The following is a 19,262-nucleotide window of genomic DNA, read 5'->3' on the forward strand; positions in this document are numbered from 1 at the left end:
AGTTATTCTGGCGGATGGCGCTATGCTTATCCGCCCTACGATAAGTAGCCCCGGTAAGCGAAGCGCCCCGGGCGTTTTTAGTTTTCATGTTTTTACGCGGCGGTGCCAATGGACGTTTCTTACCTGCTCGACAGCCTTAATGATAAACAGCGCGAAGCGGTGGCCGCGCCACGTAGCAACATGCTGGTGCTGGCGGGCGCGGGAAGCGGGAAAACCCGCGTGCTGGTGCACCGTATCGCCTGGTTACTGAGCGTAGAAAACAACTCGCCATACTCCATCATGGCGGTGACTTTTACCAACAAAGCGGCGGCGGAAATGCGCCATCGTATTGGCCAGTTGATGGGGACCAGCCAGGGCGGAATGTGGGTAGGGACGTTCCACGGTCTGGCGCACCGCCTGCTGCGCGCGCATCATATGGACGCTAATTTGCCGCAGGATTTCCAGATTCTCGACAGCGAAGATCAGATGCGTTTGCTTAAACGCCTGATTAAGGCGATGAATCTTGATGAGAAGCAGTGGCCGCCGCGTCAGGCGATGTGGTACATCAATAGCCAGAAAGACGAAGGGCTACGCCCGCACCATATCCAAAGCTATGGCAATCCGGTGGAACAGACCTGGCAGAAGGTGTATCAGGCCTATCAGGAAGCGTGCGATCGCGCTGGTCTGGTGGATTTCGCCGAGCTACTGCTGCGCGCTCATGAACTATGGCTGAACAAGCCGCACATCCTGCAACACTATCGCGAGCGGTTTACTAACATCCTGGTGGACGAATTCCAGGATACCAACAACATTCAGTACGCCTGGGTTCGTCTGCTGGCGGGCGACACTGGTAAGGTAATGATCGTTGGCGACGATGACCAGTCGATCTACGGCTGGCGCGGGGCCCAGGTAGAGAACATCCAGCGCTTCCTCAATGATTTCCCCGGCGCGCAGACCATTCGTCTGGAGCAGAATTACCGCTCGACCAGCAACATCCTTAGCGCGGCGAACGCTCTGATTGAGAATAACAATGGGCGTTTGGGTAAAAAGCTGTGGACCGACGGCGCCGACGGCGAGCCGATCTCGCTCTACTGCGCGTTCAACGAACTCGACGAAGCCCGCTTTGTGGTCAACCGTATTAAAACCTGGCAGGACAACGGCGGCGCGCTTGCGCAATGCGCCATTCTTTATCGCAGCAACGCCCAGTCGCGCGTGCTGGAAGAAGCGTTATTACAGGCCAGTATGCCGTACCGCATTTACGGCGGTATGCGCTTCTTCGAACGCCAGGAGATCAAAGATGCGCTCTCTTATCTGCGTTTGATTGCCAATCGCAACGATGATGCCGCCTTTGAACGCGTGGTGAATACCCCAACGCGCGGCATCGGCGACCGCACGCTGGACGTGGTGCGCCAGACCTCGCGCGATCGCCAGCTAACATTGTGGCAGGCGTGCCGTGAATTGTTACAGGAAAAAGCCCTGGCCGGGCGTGCGGCCAGCGCGCTGCAACGCTTTATGGAACTGATCGACGCCCTGGCGCAGGAAACCGCCGACATGCCGCTGCATGTGCAGACTGACCGGGTGATCAAAGATTCCGGCCTGCGCACCATGTATGAGCAAGAAAAAGGCGAGAAAGGCCAGACGCGCATCGAAAACTTAGAGGAACTGGTGACGGCAACGCGGCAGTTCAGCTACAACGACGAAGATGAAGATTTAATGCCGTTGCAGGCCTTCCTCTCTCACGCGGCGCTGGAAGCGGGCGAGGGGCAGGCGGATACCTGGCAGGATGCGGTACAGCTGATGACGCTGCACTCGGCCAAAGGCCTGGAGTTTCCGCAGGTGTTTATTGTCGGCATGGAAGAGGGCATGTTCCCCAGCCAGATGTCGCTGGATGAGGGCGGGCGTTTGGAAGAGGAGCGTCGTCTGGCCTACGTCGGCGTTACCCGTGCCATGCAGAAACTAACGCTAACCTATGCCGAAACGCGTCGTCTGTACGGTAAAGAGGTTTATCATCGCCCGTCGCGTTTTATCGGCGAGTTGCCGGAGGAGTGCGTGGAAGAGGTCCGTCTGCGCGCCACCGTCAGTCGTCCGGTGAGCCATCAACGAATGGGAACGCCGCTGGCGGAAAACGACACAGGCTACAAACTCGGCCAACGCGTGCGCCATGCGAAGTTCGGCGAGGGAACTATTGTCAACCTGGAGGGCAGCGGCGAGCATAGCCGGTTGCAGGTGGCTTTTCAGGGGCAAGGGATCAAATGGCTGGTTGCCGCGTATGCGAAGCTGGAGACGGTTTGACCGGCTCTCATATTGCCGGATGGCACCTCTTATCCGGCCTACGCGCTGGCTAACATTTTGATTTGTAGGCCGGATAAGGCGAAGCCGCCATCCGGCGATATATTGATGTTAATATTCTGAAATCATAGATAAATACTCTCACTCTGCTAACCTTTCTGCATAAGGGGAAATTATTGCTTTTTCGCGTTTCGTTGCGTGTTGACGGCAAATTTTTGCTGGCGTAACATGCGCCCACGATTACGCTAAGAGGACATTCGCCTTGGACACACCCAGTAGATACTGGCTCATTATCCTGTCATCCAGGATCAACTCCTAAGGCTATCCCTTTTTGCTGATAGCCTTAGCGGTTGTCAGCGACCTTTCATTTTTTCCCGTCGCGTTGAGTCAGGCTGTTTAATGGTCTGAAACCCAATTTGTTTCTGTGTGCCCATCTGAACTGTCCGATATTTTTACGCATTGGGAGTCCCGGTCATGCTGAGCGCATTTCAACTGGAAAAAAACCGACTGACCCGGCTGGAAGTCGAGGAGTCACAAAGCCTGATTGATGCCGTATGGGTCGATTTGGTCGAACCGGACGACGACGAGCGATTGCGCGTACAATCTGAGCTGGGCCAGAGTCTGGCGACGCGTCCTGAACTGGAAGATATCGAAGCATCCGCGCGCTTCTTTGAAGACGAAGACGGACTGCATATCCACTCCTTCTTCTTCTTCGAAGATGCGGAAGATCATGCCGGTAACTCTACGGTGGCATTCACTATTCGCGATGGCCGTCTGTTTACGCTGCGTGAACGCGAACTGCCCGCCTTCCGTTTGTATCGTATGCGCGCCCGCAGCCAGGCGATGGTCGACGGTAATGCTTATGAACTACTGCTCGATCTGTTCGAAACCAAAATTGAACAGTTGGCGGATGAAATCGAAAACATCTACAGCGATCTGGAAAAACTGAGCCGCGTCATTATGGAAGGGCATCAGGGCGATGAATACGACGAAGCGCTCTCCACGCTGGCGGAACTGGAAGATATCGGCTGGAAGGTACGCCTGTGTCTGATGGATACCCAACGCGCGCTGAACTTCCTGGTGCGCAAGGCGCGCTTACCGGGCGGACAGCTGGAGCAGGCGCGTGAGATCCTGCGCGATATCGAATCTCTGCTGCCGCACAATGAATCGCTGTTCCAGAAGGTGAACTTCCTGATGCAGGCGGCGATGGGTTTCATCAACATTGAGCAGAACCGCATTATCAAAATCTTCTCGGTGGTTTCCGTGGTGTTCCTGCCGCCGACGCTGGTCGCTTCCAGCTATGGGATGAACTTCGAGTTTATGCCGGAACTGAAGTGGAGCTTTGGTTATCCAGGCGCGATTATCTTTATGATTCTGGCGGGGCTTGCGCCGTATCTGTACTTTAAGCGCAAGAACTGGCTGTAAGACATTAAGGCCAGGGTGATTCAGCTGCGGCTGAACCACCCTGAAAAGTTACAGGCTCCAGGTATTGATACCTTTAACCTCTTTCTCATAGAACCACTTATTTGTATTGACGCCGACATAAGCTGCGACAACAAGTCCAAGTATGTTAACGCCGATTAATGCTCCAATAAATATTGCAACGATCCCTAATAAAATAACTATAATTGCTTTTTTCCACAGACCCAATACAAACAAATAAATCCATGAGAAGAAAAAGGCAATAAAGTTTATTTGAATAGTCAACCGTTGTCGGGGCTTTAATGCTTTAAATGCCTGTTTATATTCTGGGCTTACTTTCCAAAATCCAGGGAAACCATGTTGATCGTAAAATGAAAAACGGTATTTCCATTTTTCAGATAGCGAACCATCATTAATATAATCCTTGTCCATGTAAACTCCATTAAATTACTTGTTGAGTGAATTCGAATCCGGGGGGGCCAGAAGTAGCAGAGAAAATGTTGCAAAATACCAGATTAGAAAAAGAGGCATACCAAAGCCATCGCAAGCGAAATCTTCAGCAACCATTATCACGAAGGAGGCAATATAGATTACAAGCGTACCCCATACATAGAATTTTATATATTCAAAGCCACTGTCTCTGAATCGCTGACAGTTTAAATTAATGACGAGATAATGTAGTAAAATTGTGAATAAAATTGCCAGTATCACAAAGCTTAAATATAATAAAACCCCAACCAAAATGGAAAATATTATATTTATTAGTACGAATGATAATAAATAACGACATCTGGAAACACATCTCTCAGATGAAGGAATAAAAACACTTAACATTAATTTCACATCCATATGTTGGGTTACGTCGTTAGCATGACAATATGCTACCCCCCTTACAAGGGGAGGCATATTTTTTCAGATTATATTTAGAATAATAGTCGCGTTATTTTTTTCGTTGCGTATAAATCGCATCCATCACGAAAATCGCCAGCGCGACCCAGATAAACGCAAATGTCACCATCTTATCCGCGCCCGGCACTTCGCCATAAAACGTCACCGCCAGTAAAAACATCAGCGTTGGGCCGATATACTGGAAAAAGCCCAGTGTAGAAAGACGCAGACGCGTAGCCGCTCCGGTGAAGCACAGCAGCGGAATCGTAGTGACCACACCCGCCGCCATTAACAGTAAGTTCAACGATAGTGCGTTTTGCCCCATATGGCTGGTAGGGCTATCGGCGATGCCAAACAGATAAATCGCGGCGACCGGCAACAGCCATAGCGTTTCGACCAGCATACCCGTCTGCGCTTCAACGGCGATCTTCTTACGCACCAGGCCGTAAAACGCAAAACTAAACGCCAGCCCCAGCGCGATAATCGGCAGTGAACCAAACGTCCAGAGTTGCACCAGCACGCCGCACACCGCCAGAATCACCGCCAGCCACTGCATTCGACGGAAGCGTTCGCCAAGAAAAATCATCCCCAGCAAGATGTTAACCAGCGGATTAATGAAATAACCCAGGCTGGCCTCCAGCATATGGTGATTATTTACCGCCCAAATGAACAATAGCCAGTTACCGCCAACCAGTACGGCGGACAGGGCCAGCAGGAAAATCTTCTTTGGCGTTTTCAGTAAACGCTTAACCTGTCGCCACTGCCGGCTGACGCTAAGCAGCGCCACCATAAAGAAAAATGACCAAATCACGCGGTGCGTCAGGATCTCATCTGCGGGAACGTAATAGATCAGCTTGAAATATGCGGGGGCGATCCCCCAAATAAAATAGGCGGCAAGAGCGAGTAATACGCCCTGCCGTGTTTGTTTTGCGTCCATCCGGAAAACTCGTATCTGAAGTGTAACAACAGTTTACCTGCTTTTATCCCACCATATAAGTAGCGGTGGCGCTGGCGATGTACAGCTGATCTTCATTGTGTAATTCCACGCGGGCGACGGCCACTTTATTCCCTGCGCGCAGCAGGCTACTGGTGGCCGTAAAGCGGTTGCCTCTGCCCGGACGCAGGTAATCGACGCGCAGGTCAATCGTTCCCATCCGCGACAGGCGCTGGCGTAGTTCATCTTCGCTGATGGTTTCGTGGCGAGTTAGCGTGCTGCCGACGCATACCAGTCCGGCGGCGACATCCAGCGCAGAGGCGATTACGCCGCCGTGTAAAATGCTTTGCGCCCAGTTGCCGACCATCATCGGCTGGTTGTTGAAGGCCAGTTGGGCGAACGCTTTTTCATAGCGCTCCAGCTCCAGCCCTAACGCCCGATTAAACGGCATGTGGTAGACAAACATTTCACCCACTAATTTCAGAGCTTGTTCAGCGGTAAGTACAGCGGACATAGATTCCTGATACTCCGTTGGTTAATGAAATGTTGATATTATGCTTCTTAATTGTTGTTTTCTACTTTAAGAAGGGATAACTAACGGCTATGTGTGTAAATATGTAAAAATGGTTGGCAGAGAATGATTCAAGCTGAAAATACTTCGTCAGGAGAACGTCAAGAATGCGGGCGATTTTGAGAGGGTTGTTGCCAGCCACGCTACTGCCATTAGCGGCATATGCACAAGAAGCTACGATAAAAGAGGTTCATGATGCGCCTGCAGTACGGGGAAGTATCATCGCTAACATGCTACAGGAGCATGATAACCCTTTTACGCTTTACCCCTATGACACGAACTACTTGATCTACACGAACACCAGCGATCTGAACAAAGAGGCCATAAGTACCTACAACTGGTCTGAAAACGCACGTAAAGATGAAGTGAAATTTCAGTTGAGCCTGGCGTTTCCGCTGTGGCGCGGAATACTGGGGCCGAACTCGGTACTGGGCGCTTCCTATACGCAGAAATCCTGGTGGCAGCTTTCCAACAGTAAAGAGTCTTCGCCGTTTCGCGAAACCAACTACGAACCGCAGCTTTTTCTTGGTTTTGCTACCGATTATCGCTTTGCCGGCTGGACGCTGCGCGACGTAGAGATGGGCTACAACCATGACTCTAACGGACGTTCGGACCCCACCTCGCGTAGCTGGAACCGTCTGTATACCCGTCTGATGGCCGAAAACGGTAACTGGCTGGTAGAGGTTAAACCGTGGTACGTGATTGGCAGTACCGATGATAATCCGGACATCACCAAATATATGGGTTATTACCAGCTTAAAATCGGTTATCACCTGGGCGAGGCGGTATTAAGTGCCAAAGGCCAGTACAACTGGAATACAGGCTACGGCGGCGCGGAAGTTGGATTAAGCTATCCGGTCACTAAACATGTCCGGCTTTATACCCAGGTGTACAGCGGCTATGGCGAATCGCTGATCGACTATAATTTTAATCAGACACGTGTCGGCGTCGGCGTGATGCTTAACGATATCTTCTGATTGGATTGTGTTTTAAACATTGCAGTTTCTCTCGCAGGCGCTGAAAATAGCGCCTGTTTTGATTTATGGTGAACGGGGTTAATGTGGCGCAGGCGGAAGTGTTGAATCTGGAATCAGGGGCCAAACAGGTTTTACAGGAAACCTTTGGCTACCAACAGTTTCGCCCGGGCCAGGAAGCGATTATTGATACTGCGCTCTCCGGTCGCGACTGTCTGGTCGTCATGCCCACCGGCGGCGGCAAATCTCTGTGCTATCAAATCCCCGCGTTGTTGCTGGACGGATTGACCGTCGTCGTTTCGCCCCTGATCTCGTTGATGAAAGACCAGGTCGATCAGCTACTGGCGAACGGGGTGGCGGCGGCCTGTCTGAACTCCACTCAAAGCCGCGAGCAGCAGCTTGAGGTGATGGCGGGGTGCCGTACCGGACAGATTCGTCTGCTGTATATTGCGCCGGAACGCCTGATGCTGGACAACTTTCTTGATCATCTGGCGCACTGGAATCCGGTATTGCTGGCGGTGGATGAAGCGCACTGTATCTCGCAGTGGGGTCATGATTTCCGTCCGGAATATGCGGCTCTCGGTCAGCTTCGCCAGCGTTTTCCCGCTTTGCCGTTTATGGCATTGACCGCCACCGCCGACGACACCACGCGCCAGGATATTATTCGTCTGCTTGGGCTTAACGATCCGTTAATCCAGATCAGTAGCTTTGACCGACCGAATATCCGCTACATGCTGATGGAGAAGTTTAAGCCGCTCGACCAGCTAATGCGCTATGTTCAGGAGCAACGCGGCAAATCGGGTATCATCTACTGCAACAGTCGGGCGAAAGTGGAAGATACCGCTGCGCGCTTGCAAAGTCGCGGCATTAGCGCGGCGGCCTATCATGCGGGGCTGGAAAACGCTATTCGCGCCGATGTGCAGGAAAAATTTCAGCGCGACGATCTGCAAATCGTGGTGGCGACCGTCGCTTTTGGAATGGGCATAAACAAACCTAACGTACGTTTCGTCGTGCATTTCGATATCCCGCGTAATATTGAATCCTACTATCAGGAAACGGGCCGCGCCGGGCGCGACGGACTGCCTGCGGAAGCCATGCTATTTTACGATCCGGCTGACATGGCCTGGCTACGTCGTTGTCTGGAAGAGAAACCAGCCGGACAGCTTCAGGATATTGAACGGCATAAACTGAATGCGATGGGCGCTTTTGCCGAAGCGCAAACCTGCCGCCGCCTGGTATTGCTTAATTACTTTGGCGAAGGCCGACAAGAACCGTGCGGCAACTGCGATATCTGTCTCGATCCGCCCAAACAATATGATGGCTTAAACGATGCCCAGATTGCGCTTTCTACCATTGGTCGGGTTAACCAGCGTTTTGGCATGGGCTACGTTGTCGAGGTGATCCGCGGCGCGAATAACCAACGCATCCGCGATTTCGGTCATGACAAACTCAAGGTTTATGGCATGGGACGCGAAAAGAGCCATGAGCACTGGGTGAGCGTGATTCGCCAGCTCATTCATCTGGGGCTGGTAATGCAAAATATTGCGCAGCACTCCGCATTACAGTTGACGGATGCCGCACGTCCGGTACTCCGTGGAGACGTTCCGCTAAAGCTTGCGGTGCCGCGCATCGTCGCCCTCAAACCCCGCGTGATGCAGAAATCGTTCGGCGGTAATTACGATCGCAAATTGTTCGCTAAGTTGCGCAAGCTGCGTAAAGCTATCGCTGATGAAGAGAATATCCCGCCGTATGTGGTCTTTAACGACGCCACGCTGATAGAAATGGCGGAACAGATGCCAGTTTCCGCCAGCGAGATGTTAAGCGTTAACGGGGTTGGGATGCGCAAACTGGAGCGCTTCGGGAAAGAATTCATGGCGCTCATCCGCGCGCATGTCGATGGTGATGACGAAGAGTAGTCAGCCCGGCAAAAAAGTGCCAGGATGGTGACTCACTGAACTATTTCCCCGCGAGCCATTTTTATGTTGATGCTATTTTTCACCGTGGCAATGGTGCACATCGTTGCGCTAATGAGCCCCGGCCCCGACTTTTTCTTCGTGTCTCAAACTGCTGTCAGCCGTTCGCGTAAAGAAGCGATGATGGGCGTACTGGGCATTACCTGCGGCGTGATGGTATGGGCGGGCGTGGCGCTGCTTGGCCTGCATCTCATCATCGAAAAAATGGCCTGGCTGCATACGATCATTATGGTAGGCGGCGGCCTGTACCTGTGCTGGATGGGCTATCAGATGCTGCGCGGCGCGCTGAAAAAACAGGATGCGGCGGCGTCTTCTCCGCACATTGAACTGGCGCAGAGCGGGCGCAGTTTTCTCAAAGGGCTGCTGACCAATCTGTCGAATCCGAAAGCGATTATCTATTTTGGTTCCGTTTTTTCACTGTTTGTCGGCGATAACGTCGGCGCTGCGGCGCGCTGGGGTATTTTCGCGTTAATTACCCTGGAAACGCTGGCCTGGTTTACCGTAGTCGCCAGCCTGTTCGCGCTGCCGAAAATGCGCCGCGGCTATCAGCGTCTGGCGAAATGGATTGATGGTTTTGCCGGCGCTCTGTTTGCGGGCTTTGGTATTCACCTGATTATTTCGCGCTAATTTACCTCCGGGCCGGATAAACATCATCCGGCACGACTATCACGCGTGTCTTGCCGACGCCAGGAGCGCGCCTACCAGCATAAACAACGAACCAAACGCTTTATTCAGCGCCTTCATCTGCTTTGGTCCTTTAATCCAGGCGGCAATGCGCTGCGCCAGCGTGGCGTAACCGGTCATCACAATCATATCCACCACAATCGTAGTGACGCCGAGAATGAGGTACTGCGCCAGTTGCGGTTGCTGCGGCATGATGAATTGCGGAAACAGGGCGGCAAGAAAGACAATACTTTTGGGATTGGTTAGATTGACAAATATCGCCCGTTTGAACAGCCGACCCCGCGATTGCGTCTGGGCGAGAGTATGCAGATCGATAGCGCCTGCGGCGCGCCATTGCTGGATACCCAGCCAGATAAGATAAGCCGCGCCAGCCCATTTCAGAATTTCAAAAGCGATGAGCGAGCGCGAAAAGAGCGTACCCAGTCCGACGCCCACCAGTACGATATGTATCCCCAGTCCGGTCTGGAGTCCGGCGATAGAAGCCGCTGCGCCACGATATCCATGGTTGATAGACGTCGTCATGGTATTGATGGCGCCTGAACCCGGAGAAAGACTCAGCAGAGTTGAGGTCAGTAGATAGGCGAACCACCATTCAAAGGTCATGCGAAACTCCCTGGTTGTCTGTTTTTGTGCCACAATACGCTACTGCCGCTGTGTTGTGTCAGGCACGACGCAAAAAACGATTTTACCTGGTAAACGAGGCCGAAAACCCGATGTTTCAGCAGCAAAATGACTGGGAAACAAGAGAAAATGCGTTTGCCGCTTTTGCTATGGGGCCGCTGACCGATTTCTGGCGTCAGCGGGAAGAGGCGGAGTTTATCGGCGTGGGTAACATTCCGGTGCGCTTTGTCCGTTTTCGAAATGATTCCAACGATCGGACGATCGTCATTTGTCCTGGCCGCATTGAGAGTTATGTAAAATACGCTGAACTGGCGTATGACCTTTTTCATCTCGGTTTTGATATCTTCATCATTGACCACCGTGGTCAAGGGCGCTCCGGGCGGATGTTATCGGACCCGCATCGGGGTCATGTTGATCATTTTAACGATTATGTTGAGGACTTAGCGGCGTTCTGGCAGCAGGAAATTGAGCCGGGGCCGTGGCGTAAGCGTTATATCCTGGCGCACTCAATGGGGGGCGCGATAGCCACCCTGTTCCTGCAACGCCATCGTGTGCGGTGCGACGCTATTGCGCTCACCGCGCCGATGTTTGGTATTGTTATACGCTTGCCTTCCTTTATGGTGCGCCATATTCTCGACTGGGCCGAGGGGCACCAGCGTATCCGTGAAGATTACGCTATTGGTACCGGTCAGTGGCGGGCGTTGCCGTTTGGGATGAATGCGCTGACCCACAGCCGCCAGCGTTATCAGCGCAACTTACGATTTTATGCCGACGAGCCGCAGCTGCGCGTTGGCGGCCCCACCTGGCATTGGGTACGCGAAGGCATTCTGGCGGGTGAGCAGGTTCTGGCTGGGGCGAGCGATGACACGACGCCTACGCTACTGATTCAGGCGGAAGAAGAGCGGGTAGTGGATAACCGCACCCACGATCGTTTTTGTGAAATTCGCGCCGCGGCGGGATACCCTTGTGAAGGGGGAAAACCGCTGGTTATCAAAGGCGCGTACCATGAGATCCTTTTTGAAAAGGACGCCATGCGCTCAGTCGCGCTTAACGCCATTGTTGAATTTTTCAACAAGCCTAATTTATCCAGCGGAAATCGCTTTGCTTAGAGGTTAAATTTTATTATGTATCAGGTTGTTGCGTCTGATTTAGATGGCACGCTGCTCTCCCCCGACCATACGTTGTCCCCTTATGCCAAAGAGACTCTGAAGCTGTTGACCGCACACGGCATCCATTTTGTCTTTGCCACTGGTCGTCATCATGTCGATGTAGGGCAAATCCGCGATAATCTTGAAATCAAGTCTTACATGATCACCTCCAACGGCGCGCGAGTGCACGATACCGACGGGAATTTGGTTTTTACGCATAATCTGGACAGCGACATTGCCAGCGACCTGTTCGGGGTGGTGAATGCGAACCCGGACATCGTGACTAACGTTTATCGCGACGACGAATGGTTTATGAATCGTCATCGCCCCGATGAAATGCGTTTTTTCAAAGAGGCGGTATTTAACTACTCGCTGTTTGAGCCTGCGCTGCTGGAGCCGGAGGGCGTCAGCAAAGTGTTTTTCACCAGCGACACTCATGAAAAGTTGTTGCCGCTGGAGCAGGCGATTAACGCGCGCTGGGGCGATCGGGTAAACGTGAGCTTCTCTACGCTAACCTGTCTGGAAGTGATGGCGGGCGGAGTGTCGAAAGGTCATGCGCTGGAAGCGGTCGCTCAGGCGATGGGGTACAGCCTGAAAGAGTGTATCGCCTTTGGCGACGGAATGAACGACGCTGAAATGCTCACGATGGCGGGCAAAGGCTGCATCATGGGCAATGCGCACCAGCGTCTGAAAGACCTGTATCCCGAACTTGAGGTGATCGGCATCAACGCGGATAACGCCGTGCCGCATTACCTGCGCGATCTTTTCTTACGCTGATGTGATTGTTTGTTAGTTGACCAGTTGTCAACTTCACTCTCCGCTACAATGGGTGTTCCCTGTTTTAAGAGACATCCATTGTGGCGCTACTCATCATTACCACTATCCTGTGGGCTTTCTCCTTTAGTCTATTTGGCGAGTATCTTGCCGGGCATGTCGATAGCTATTTCGCGGTGCTGATACGCGTTGGGCTGGCGGCGCTCGTTTTTCTGCCGTTTTTGCGTACTCGCGGGCACAACCTAAAAACCATCAGCCTGTATATGCTGGTGGGGGCGATGCAGCTTGGCATCATGTATATGTTGAGCTTCCATGCTTACCTCTACCTGACCGTATCCGAACTGCTGCTGTTTACCGTTCTGACGCCGCTCTATATCACGCTGATTTACGATGTGATGAGTCAGCGTCGTTTGCGCTGGGGCTATGCATTTAGCGCGTTGCTGGCGGTGATTGGCGCCGGGATTATTCGCTACGATCGCGTGACCGACCATTTTTGGGTCGGTTTGCTCCTGGTGCAGCTTTCTAATATCAGTTTCGCTATCGGAATGGTGGGGTATAAACGTCTGATGGAGACCCGTCCCATGCCGCAGCACAACGCCTTTGCGTGGTTCTATCTGGGGGCGTTTTTGGTGGCGGCGGTGGCGTGGTCGCTGTTGGGGAACGCGCAAAAGCTGCCGGAAACCACGCTGCAATGGAGCATTCTGGTGTTTCTCGGCGTGGTGGCGTCCGGCATTGGCTACTTTATGTGGAACTATGGCGCTACCCAGGTAGACGCCGGGACGCTGGGTATCATGAATAATATGCATGTTCCCGCAGGACTACTGGTTAATCTTGCCATCTGGCATCAGCAGCCCCACTGGCCAAGCTTTATTACAGGCGCGGCTGTGATCCTGGCTTCGCTGTGGGTGCATCGAAAATGGGTCGCTCCGCGCTCCGCACAAACGGCAGATGATCGCAGGCGTGATCCCGCGTCGAGCGAATAAACGCCTCGGTCACCGCCTGACGCTGGTCGCCGTCGCGCACGGCGGCATACAGGCGGCTCCACAGACCATCGCCCAGGGTTTTGGTCACCACCAGACCCTGGCGCTCAACGCTTTCCACCACCCAGTGCGGCAGGGCGGCAATACCCATTCTGGCCGCCACCATCTGAATCAGCAGTAGCGTATTATCCACGCTTTTCAGCAGCGGACTGATACCCGCCGGTTGCAGGAAATGTCGCCAGACATCCAGTCGGCTGCGCTGCACCGGGTAAATCAACAGCGTTTCGCTGGCTAAATCTTCCGGCATAATCTGCGTTTTGCTGGCCAGCGGATGGTCGGGCGCCAGCACCAGTCGGACTTCAAAATCAAACATCGGCGAATAATGCAGCCCGCTGCGCGGCAAAATATCCGACGTCATCACCAAATCCAGCTCGCCTTGTTGCAAGGCCGGTTGCGGATCAAAAGTGACGCCGGATGTGAAATCCATTTCTACCTGCGGCCAACTTGCACGGAAGTTTTCCAGCGCCGGGGTCAGCCACTGAATACAGCTATGACATTCAATAGCGATGCGCAGACGAGTTTGCTGCGGTTCGTTGCACGCCTGCAGCGCACGGCTGATTTGCGGCAGCACCTGGTTTGCCAGTTGCAGCAGAACTTCCCCCTGCGGCGTAAAGCGCAGCGGCTGGCTTTTACGCACGAACAGGCGGAAGCCAAGGCGTTGTTCCAGATCGCTGAACTGATGAGACAGAGCGGATTGGGTCTGGTGCAGCACCGCAGCAGCAGCAGCCAGCGATCCACTATTCCGCAATGCCTGGAGTGTTTTCAGATGTTTAATTTCGATCATGAAAGTCCTTCACTTCGCCATGAACAAATTGCGCTTGAGGAATATACAGTACCTTTACATTATGGATGTGTAAACATCCAGACGTCTAAAACTCGTCATATTTCGACTTGCAGATGCGTTGGCTTCCTTGCTTACCCCAGTCACTTACTTCAGTAAGCTCCTGGGGATGCGCTGTGTAGCCGCCTTCCTGCAAGCCGAACTATTTAGAGTTTTACTTTCAGATTCAATAAAATAAGAGAGGAAGTAAAATGACAATATTGACTCATACCCTCGGTTTTCCTCGCGTTGGCCTGCGTCGCGAGTTGAAAAAAGCGCAAGAGAGCTACTGGGCGGGGAACTCAACGCGTGAAGCGTTACTGGCGGTGGGCCGCGAACTGCGCGCGCGTCACTGGGAGCAGCAGAAACAAGCGGGTATTGACCTGTTACCGGTAGGCGACTTTGCCTGGTACGACCATGTTCTGACCACCAGCCTGCTGTTAGGCAATGTGCCGGCTCGTCATCAGAACAACGACGGTTCCGTGGACATCGACACTCTGTTCCGCATTGGCCGCGGTCGCGCGCCAACCGGCGAACCGGCGGCGGCGGCGGAAATGACCAAATGGTTTAATACTAACTATCACTACATAGTACCGGAGTTCAGCAAAGGCCAGCAGTTCAGACTCACCTGGACACAGTTGCTGGAGGAAGTGGACGAAGCGCTGGCGCTGGGGCATAAGATCAAACCCGTACTGCTGGGGCCTGTCACGTATCTGTGGCTGGGTAAAGTGAAAGGCGAGCCGTTTGACCGCCTGACGTTGCTGAAAGACATTTTGCCGGTGTATCAGCACGTGCTGGCTGAACTGGCAAAACGTGGTATTGAGTGGGTCCAAATTGATGAGCCAGCGCTGGTGCTGGAACTGCCGCAGGCGTGGCTGGATGCCTTCAAACCGGCTTACGACGCGCTCGCCGGCCAGGTGAAGCTGTTGCTGACGACCTATTTTGAAGGCGTGACGCCAAACCTGGACACTATTATCGCGCTACCGGTACAGGGGCTACATGTTGACCTCATTCATGGCAAAGATGATGTAGCGGAACTGCATCAACGTCTGCCGGTCGACTGGCTGCTCTCCGCAGGCTTGATTAACGGGCGTAATGTCTGGCGTGCCGATTTGACCGAAAAATACGCGCAGATTAACGCCCTTGTGGGCAAACGCGCGCTGTGGGTAGCATCCTCCTGCTCTTTGCTGCACAGCCCGATCGATCTCAGCGTCGAAACGCGTCTGGATACGGAAGTTAAAAGCTGGTTTGCCTTTGCGCTGCAAAAATGCGGTGAACTGGCGTTGCTGCGCGATGCGCTGAACAGCGGCGAAACGGCGGCGCTTGAGGAATGGAGCGCACCGATTCAGGCTCGTCGTCACTCCCGTCGCGTACATAATGCCGCGGTAGAAAAACGCCTGGCGGCGATCACCGCGCAGGACAGCCAGCGTGAGAATCCGTATGAGGTGCGCGCTGAAGCGCAACGCGCCCGCTTTAAACTTCCCGCCTGGCCGACGACGACTATCGGTTCGTTTCCGCAAACCACGGAAATTCGCGGCCTGCGTCTGGACTTCAAAAAGGGCAACCTCGACGCGAATAACTACCGCACCGGCATCGCCGAACATATCAAACAGGCTATCATCGAGCAGGAGCGTTTAGGGCTGGATGTGCTGGTACACGGCGAAGCCGAGCGAAACGACATGGTGGAATACTTCGGCGAGCATCTGGACGGCTTCGTCTTTACCCAGAATGGTTGGGTGCAAAGCTATGGCTCCCGCTGTGTGAAACCGCCGGTAGTGATTGGCGATATCAGCCGTCCGGCACCGATTACCGTGGAGTGGGCGAAATATGCCCAGTCGCTGACCGACAAGCCGGTAAAAGGGATGTTGACCGGCCCGGTGACTATTCTTTGCTGGTCATTCCCCCGCGAAGACGTGACCCGCGAAACGATTGCGAAACAGATTGCGCTGGCGCTGCGTGATGAAGTCGCGGATCTGGAGGCGGCGGGGATCGGGATTATTCAGATTGACGAACCGGCGCTGCGCGAAGGTCTACCGCTGCGTCGCAGCGACTGGGACGCCTATCTGGAATGGGGTGTGGAAGCCTTCCGCATCAACGCGGCGGTGGCGAAGGATGAAACCCAGATCCACACCCACATGTGTTACTGCGAGTTCAACGACATTATGGATTCGATCGCCGCGCTGGACGCGGATGTGATCACCATTGAGACCTCCCGCTCGGATATGGAGTTGCTGGAGTCGTTCGAAGCGTTCGACTACCCGAACGAAATCGGGCCGGGCGTGTACGATATTCACTCGCCGAACGTGCCGAGCGTCGAGTGGATTGAAGCCCTGCTGAAGAAGGCGGCACAGCGTATTCCGGCACAACGCCTGTGGGTGAATCCGGACTGCGGTCTGAAAACTCGCGGTTGGCCTGAAACCCGCGCGGCGTTAGCGAACATGGTCAAAGCGGCGCACAATCTGCGTCAGGCGAAATAACCCATCCTGGCCGCTGCGTTTATCCGGCAGCAATGCGGCGCTACCCTTTGACGGGTAGCGCCCGTGCCTGACCTGATTAACAGCGCCTCTATCTCCTCTTTTTTCTCATTTCCCTTTTTCTTATTTTCCGCGCTGTCTTTTTCAGGATCTGGCTATTTGGCGATCTTGATAATAAAAAGGTTCTCCGTATGAATGACAACCAGGCGGATAGCGTCCCCGGAAGCAGCGCGGCGGCTTTTATTGCCTCGCAGATCGTTTTTCCTGTCATGATCGCCCAGCGCTCTCATAGCACAAAACGAGGTTTTCCATTCTGTTATGTTCCCTGGCGACGATAAACGTCGCATTGTCTCATGGCGCTGGTGAACCTTATTTTTTAACGGAGATGTCTGACATGGCGGTAGCAGGTTGTCACGTAATGGCCAAACCCGGCGGCGCGATCTGCAATATTGATTGCACATATTGCTTCTATCTTGAAAAAGAGGCGCTGTACCCGGAACGCAATAAAAACTGGCGGATGTCGGACGAGACGCTGGAACAGTTTATACGCCAGCATATTGCCGCGCAGAGTGGCGACCGCATTGACTTTGCCTGGCAGGGCGGCGAACCGACCATGATGGGGCTACCGTTTTTCCGCCGGGTTGTCGCATTATGTGAAAAGTACGGCGATGGGCGAAAAATCACTCATGCGTTGCAGACGAACGGCATCCTGGTGAATGACGAATGGGCGCGCTTTTTCGCTGAACAGCATTTTCTCATCGGCCTCTCTATCGACGGCCCGGCGTCGTTACACAACCACTATCGGCTTAATCGCGCTGGAAAAGGAACTCATGAACAGGTCGTCGCAGCAATGGCGCGGCTTAAAGCGCACCATGTCGACTTTAATACCTTAACCGTCGTGGGAAAACATAACGTCGGTCATGCAGCAGACGTCTACGAATTTCTTCTGGCGGCGGGATCGCGTTTTATTCAGTTTATCCCGCTGGTAGAGCGAATGAGCACCGATAACTCATCGGTACTTAATCTGGTGATGCCCGGCGAAAGCGCGGCGACGCTGGCGCCATGGACGGTACCGTCGTGGCAATATGGCGAATTTCTCAACCAGATCTTTGATATCTGGGTTCGTCGCGACGTAGACCGCGTCTATGTGCAGATGTTTGACGTGGCGTTAGCCGCCTGGACGGCGCAGCAGCCGGTACTGTGTGTACATTCCGAGACTTGTGGACATGCCTTCGCGTTGGAGTCGAACGGCGATCTCTACAACTGCGACCACTTTGTCTACCCGGAGCATCTGCTGGGAAATATCCACCAGCACAGCATCAAAGCCTTAAATAATAGCGAGCGGGCTATTGCGTTTGGCGAAGCCAAGCGGGAGACCCTGACCGCCGATTGTCGTCGCTGTGACTACCGCTTTGTATGTCATGGCGGCTGTCCGAAGCATCGCTTTGCCGTCTCGCCGTCTGGTCATCCTGCGCATAATTACTTGTGTGCGGGCTATAAGCATTTTTTCCAGCACGTTACGCCGTATATGAATGTCTGGCGGGAGCTGCTGGCGCAAGGCTATCCGATGGCATCGATCATGCGCTGGCTGGCGCAGGACGCGCGTAAAGACACAGGAGCCGTCAGTCGTAACCATCTCTGTCCCTGCGGCAGCGGCAAAAAATATAAAAAATGCTGTGGTAAAGCATAGCTAACGTGGCGATGACGCTTTGTTGAGCCTACACCGACTCCGGTCTCGTAGGCCCAACAAACATCGTAATGCGCTGTGGTTAGCCTTTTTTCCCACCGTACTGCGCGAACCATTCCAGCATTCTTTGCCAGCCGTCTTTCGCCGAGGCTTCGTGGTATCCCGGACGATAATCGGCATTAAACGCGTGCCCTGCATCGGGATAGACCACGATTTCCGCCTTCGCATTAGCGGCGCGTAGCGCCTGACGCATGGTTTCCACGCTCTCCTGTGGAATACTGGTATCCTGCCCGCCGTATAAACCCAGTACCGGCGCGTTAAGATCGGTGGCGATATCAACGGGATGCTTCGGCGAATTGAGTGACGTGTCGCCCACCAGCTTGCCGTACCACGCTACCGCTGCTTTTAACTGTGGGTTGTGCGCGGCGTACAGCCAGGTAATCCGGCCTCCCCAACAAAAACCGGTGATCATCAGCCGATGCGCATCCCCGCCGTTGCGCGAAGCCCAACTGGCGACGTGATCCAGGTCGGCAAGGACTTGCGAATCGGGTACTTTAGCCACCAGCCCGCTCAATAATGTGGGTATATCGGCGAAATCATTGGGGTCGCCTTCGCGGAAATAGAGCTCCGGCGCGATAGCGAGATAGCCTTCCAGCGCCAGTCGTCGGCAAATATCGCGAATGTGTTCATGTACGCCAAAAATTTCCTGTACCACAATGACCACAGGCAGCGCGCCGTCGCTCGCTTTTGGTCTGGCGTAATAGGCTGGCATATCGTCGCCCTGAGAGGGGATCGACGTTATCCCCGCGCTAATGGCCCCATCAGGTGTATGAATCATCGTAGGGGCAAGTGGGGAAGCTGCAGGTGCAAAGCCGGATGGATGTGTCGTTGTCATGGTATTCTCCGTACCCTTAAAAAATAGCGCAATCTTAACTATAGACAGTGTGTAACAAACCACATTGCCTTAAAGCGGCTATCTTTTGT

General features: G+C 53.6%; 18 protein-coding genes. 11 read left to right on the forward strand and 7 right to left on the reverse strand.

Going from position 1 to position 19,262, the window contains the following annotated elements; translation table 11 throughout:
* Positions 1 to 108 precede the first annotated feature (108 nt).
* From uvrD to corA, 3 genes are all read left to right on the forward strand, one after another.
* Positions 109 to 2,271, forward strand: coding sequence for a DNA helicase II (gene uvrD, locus ABVN36_RS20540; protein ID WP_023138669.1), 2,163 nt, complete (start codon positions 109 to 111; stop codon positions 2,269 to 2,271).
* A 259-nt stretch (positions 2,272 to 2,530) separates the two neighbouring features.
* Positions 2,531 to 2,587, forward strand: a complete 57-nt coding sequence (gene ysgD, locus ABVN36_RS20545; RefSeq protein ID WP_212723238.1) for a YsgD/CorL family protein — start codon at positions 2,531 to 2,533, stop codon at positions 2,585 to 2,587.
* Between the two features lie 155 nt (positions 2,588 to 2,742).
* Positions 2,743 to 3,693 carry a magnesium/cobalt transporter CorA gene (gene corA / locus ABVN36_RS20550; protein WP_000947139.1) on the forward strand — a complete coding sequence of 317 codons (951 nt, stop codon included), beginning with the start codon at positions 2,743 to 2,745 and terminating at the stop codon, positions 3,691 to 3,693.
* A 48-nt stretch (positions 3,694 to 3,741) separates the two neighbouring features.
* Here corA and ABVN36_RS20555 read toward each other — a convergent pair whose 3' ends face one another.
* Genes ABVN36_RS20555 through yigI form a run of 4 tightly spaced genes read right to left on the reverse strand, consistent with a single transcriptional unit; the run spans position 3,742 to position 6,026 of the window.
* Positions 3,742 to 4,122 carry a DUF2628 domain-containing protein gene (locus ABVN36_RS20555; RefSeq protein WP_000356594.1) on the reverse strand — a complete coding sequence of 127 codons (381 nt, stop codon included), beginning with the start codon at positions 4,120 to 4,122 and terminating at the stop codon, positions 3,742 to 3,744.
* Positions 4,123 to 4,137: 15 nt separating this feature from the next.
* Positions 4,138 to 4,596, reverse strand: a complete 459-nt coding sequence (locus ABVN36_RS20560; RefSeq protein ID WP_023138668.1) for a hypothetical protein — start codon at positions 4,594 to 4,596, stop codon at positions 4,138 to 4,140.
* Between the two features lie 34 nt (positions 4,597 to 4,630).
* A complete protein-coding gene (gene rarD, locus ABVN36_RS20565; RefSeq protein ID WP_000339080.1) occupies positions 4,631 to 5,515 on the reverse strand; it encodes an EamA family transporter RarD in 885 nt (294 codons plus the stop codon).
* A 43-nt stretch (positions 5,516 to 5,558) separates the two neighbouring features.
* Positions 5,559 to 6,026 (reverse strand): acyl-CoA thioesterase YigI, encoded by a 468-nt coding sequence (gene yigI / locus ABVN36_RS20570; protein ID WP_001277136.1) that lies wholly within the window; start codon positions 6,024 to 6,026, stop codon positions 5,559 to 5,561.
* A 164-nt stretch (positions 6,027 to 6,190) separates the two neighbouring features.
* Here yigI and pldA point away from each other — a divergent pair, with 164 nt between their 5' ends.
* The 3 genes from pldA (at position 6,191) to rhtC (ending at position 9,657) form a co-directional block, all read left to right on the forward strand.
* Positions 6,191 to 7,060 carry a phospholipase A gene (pldA, locus tag ABVN36_RS20575; protein WP_001201692.1) on the forward strand — a complete coding sequence of 290 codons (870 nt, stop codon included), beginning with the start codon at positions 6,191 to 6,193 and terminating at the stop codon, positions 7,058 to 7,060.
* A gap of 83 nt (positions 7,061 to 7,143) precedes the next feature.
* Positions 7,144 to 8,973, forward strand: a complete 1,830-nt coding sequence (gene recQ, locus ABVN36_RS20580) for an ATP-dependent DNA helicase RecQ (RefSeq protein ID WP_001533487.1) — start codon at positions 7,144 to 7,146, stop codon at positions 8,971 to 8,973.
* 63 nt (positions 8,974 to 9,036) lie between these two features.
* Positions 9,037 to 9,657, forward strand: a complete 621-nt coding sequence (gene rhtC, locus ABVN36_RS20585) for a threonine export protein RhtC (RefSeq protein WP_000928814.1) — start codon at positions 9,037 to 9,039, stop codon at positions 9,655 to 9,657.
* Positions 9,658 to 9,696: 39 nt separating this feature from the next.
* Here the strand turns inward: rhtC and rhtB are convergent, their stop codons facing one another.
* Positions 9,697 to 10,317, reverse strand: coding sequence for a homoserine/homoserine lactone efflux protein (rhtB, locus tag ABVN36_RS20590; protein ID WP_000142520.1), 621 nt, complete (start codon positions 10,315 to 10,317; stop codon positions 9,697 to 9,699).
* Between the two features lie 110 nt (positions 10,318 to 10,427).
* Between rhtB and pldB the strand changes: the two genes are divergently transcribed.
* The 3 genes from pldB to ABVN36_RS20605 all read left to right on the forward strand — a co-directional run bounded on the left by pldB (position 10,428) and on the right by ABVN36_RS20605 (position 13,240).
* Entirely contained in the window at positions 10,428 to 11,444 is a 1,017-nt protein-coding gene (gene pldB / locus ABVN36_RS20595; protein WP_000487685.1) for a lysophospholipase L2, read from the forward strand.
* A 15-nt stretch (positions 11,445 to 11,459) separates the two neighbouring features.
* Entirely contained in the window at positions 11,460 to 12,260 is an 801-nt protein-coding gene (gene yigL / locus ABVN36_RS20600; protein ID WP_023138667.1) for a sugar/pyridoxal phosphate phosphatase YigL, read from the forward strand.
* Between the two features lie 80 nt (positions 12,261 to 12,340).
* Entirely contained in the window at positions 12,341 to 13,240 is a 900-nt protein-coding gene (locus ABVN36_RS20605; protein WP_001196257.1) for a carboxylate/amino acid/amine transporter, read from the forward strand.
* Here the strand turns inward: ABVN36_RS20605 and metR are convergent.
* Positions 13,128 to 14,081 (reverse strand): HTH-type transcriptional regulator MetR, encoded by a 954-nt coding sequence (gene metR / locus ABVN36_RS20610; protein ID WP_023138666.1) that lies wholly within the window; start codon positions 14,079 to 14,081, stop codon positions 13,128 to 13,130. The genes ABVN36_RS20605 and metR overlap by 113 nt on opposite strands.
* 248 nt (positions 14,082 to 14,329) lie before the next feature.
* On the opposite strand from metR, the gene metE reads away from it, so the two are divergent.
* Both metE and ABVN36_RS20620 read left to right on the forward strand, forming a co-directional pair.
* Positions 14,330 to 16,594: a 5-methyltetrahydropteroyltriglutamate--homocysteine S-methyltransferase gene (metE, locus tag ABVN36_RS20615; protein WP_000154181.1), complete on the forward strand. Its 2,265-nt coding sequence runs from the start codon at positions 14,330 to 14,332 to the stop codon at positions 16,592 to 16,594.
* Positions 16,595 to 16,937: 343 nt separating this feature from the next.
* Positions 16,938 to 18,281: an anaerobic sulfatase maturase gene (locus ABVN36_RS20620; protein WP_075321926.1), complete on the forward strand. Its 1,344-nt coding sequence runs from the start codon at positions 16,938 to 16,940 to the stop codon at positions 18,279 to 18,281.
* A 79-nt stretch (positions 18,282 to 18,360) separates the two neighbouring features.
* Here the strand turns inward: ABVN36_RS20620 and ABVN36_RS20625 are convergent, their stop codons facing one another.
* The gene (locus ABVN36_RS20625) at positions 18,361 to 19,173 is read right to left on the reverse strand and encodes a dienelactone hydrolase family protein (RefSeq protein ID WP_000213959.1); all 813 of its coding nucleotides are present in this window, start codon (positions 19,171 to 19,173) and stop codon (positions 18,361 to 18,363) included.
* Positions 19,174 to 19,262: the final 89 nt, after the last annotated feature.

The organism is Salmonella sp. SJTUF15581 (assembly GCF_043356775.1).
Taxonomy (GTDB): domain Bacteria; phylum Pseudomonadota; class Gammaproteobacteria; order Enterobacterales; family Enterobacteriaceae; genus Salmonella; species Salmonella enterica.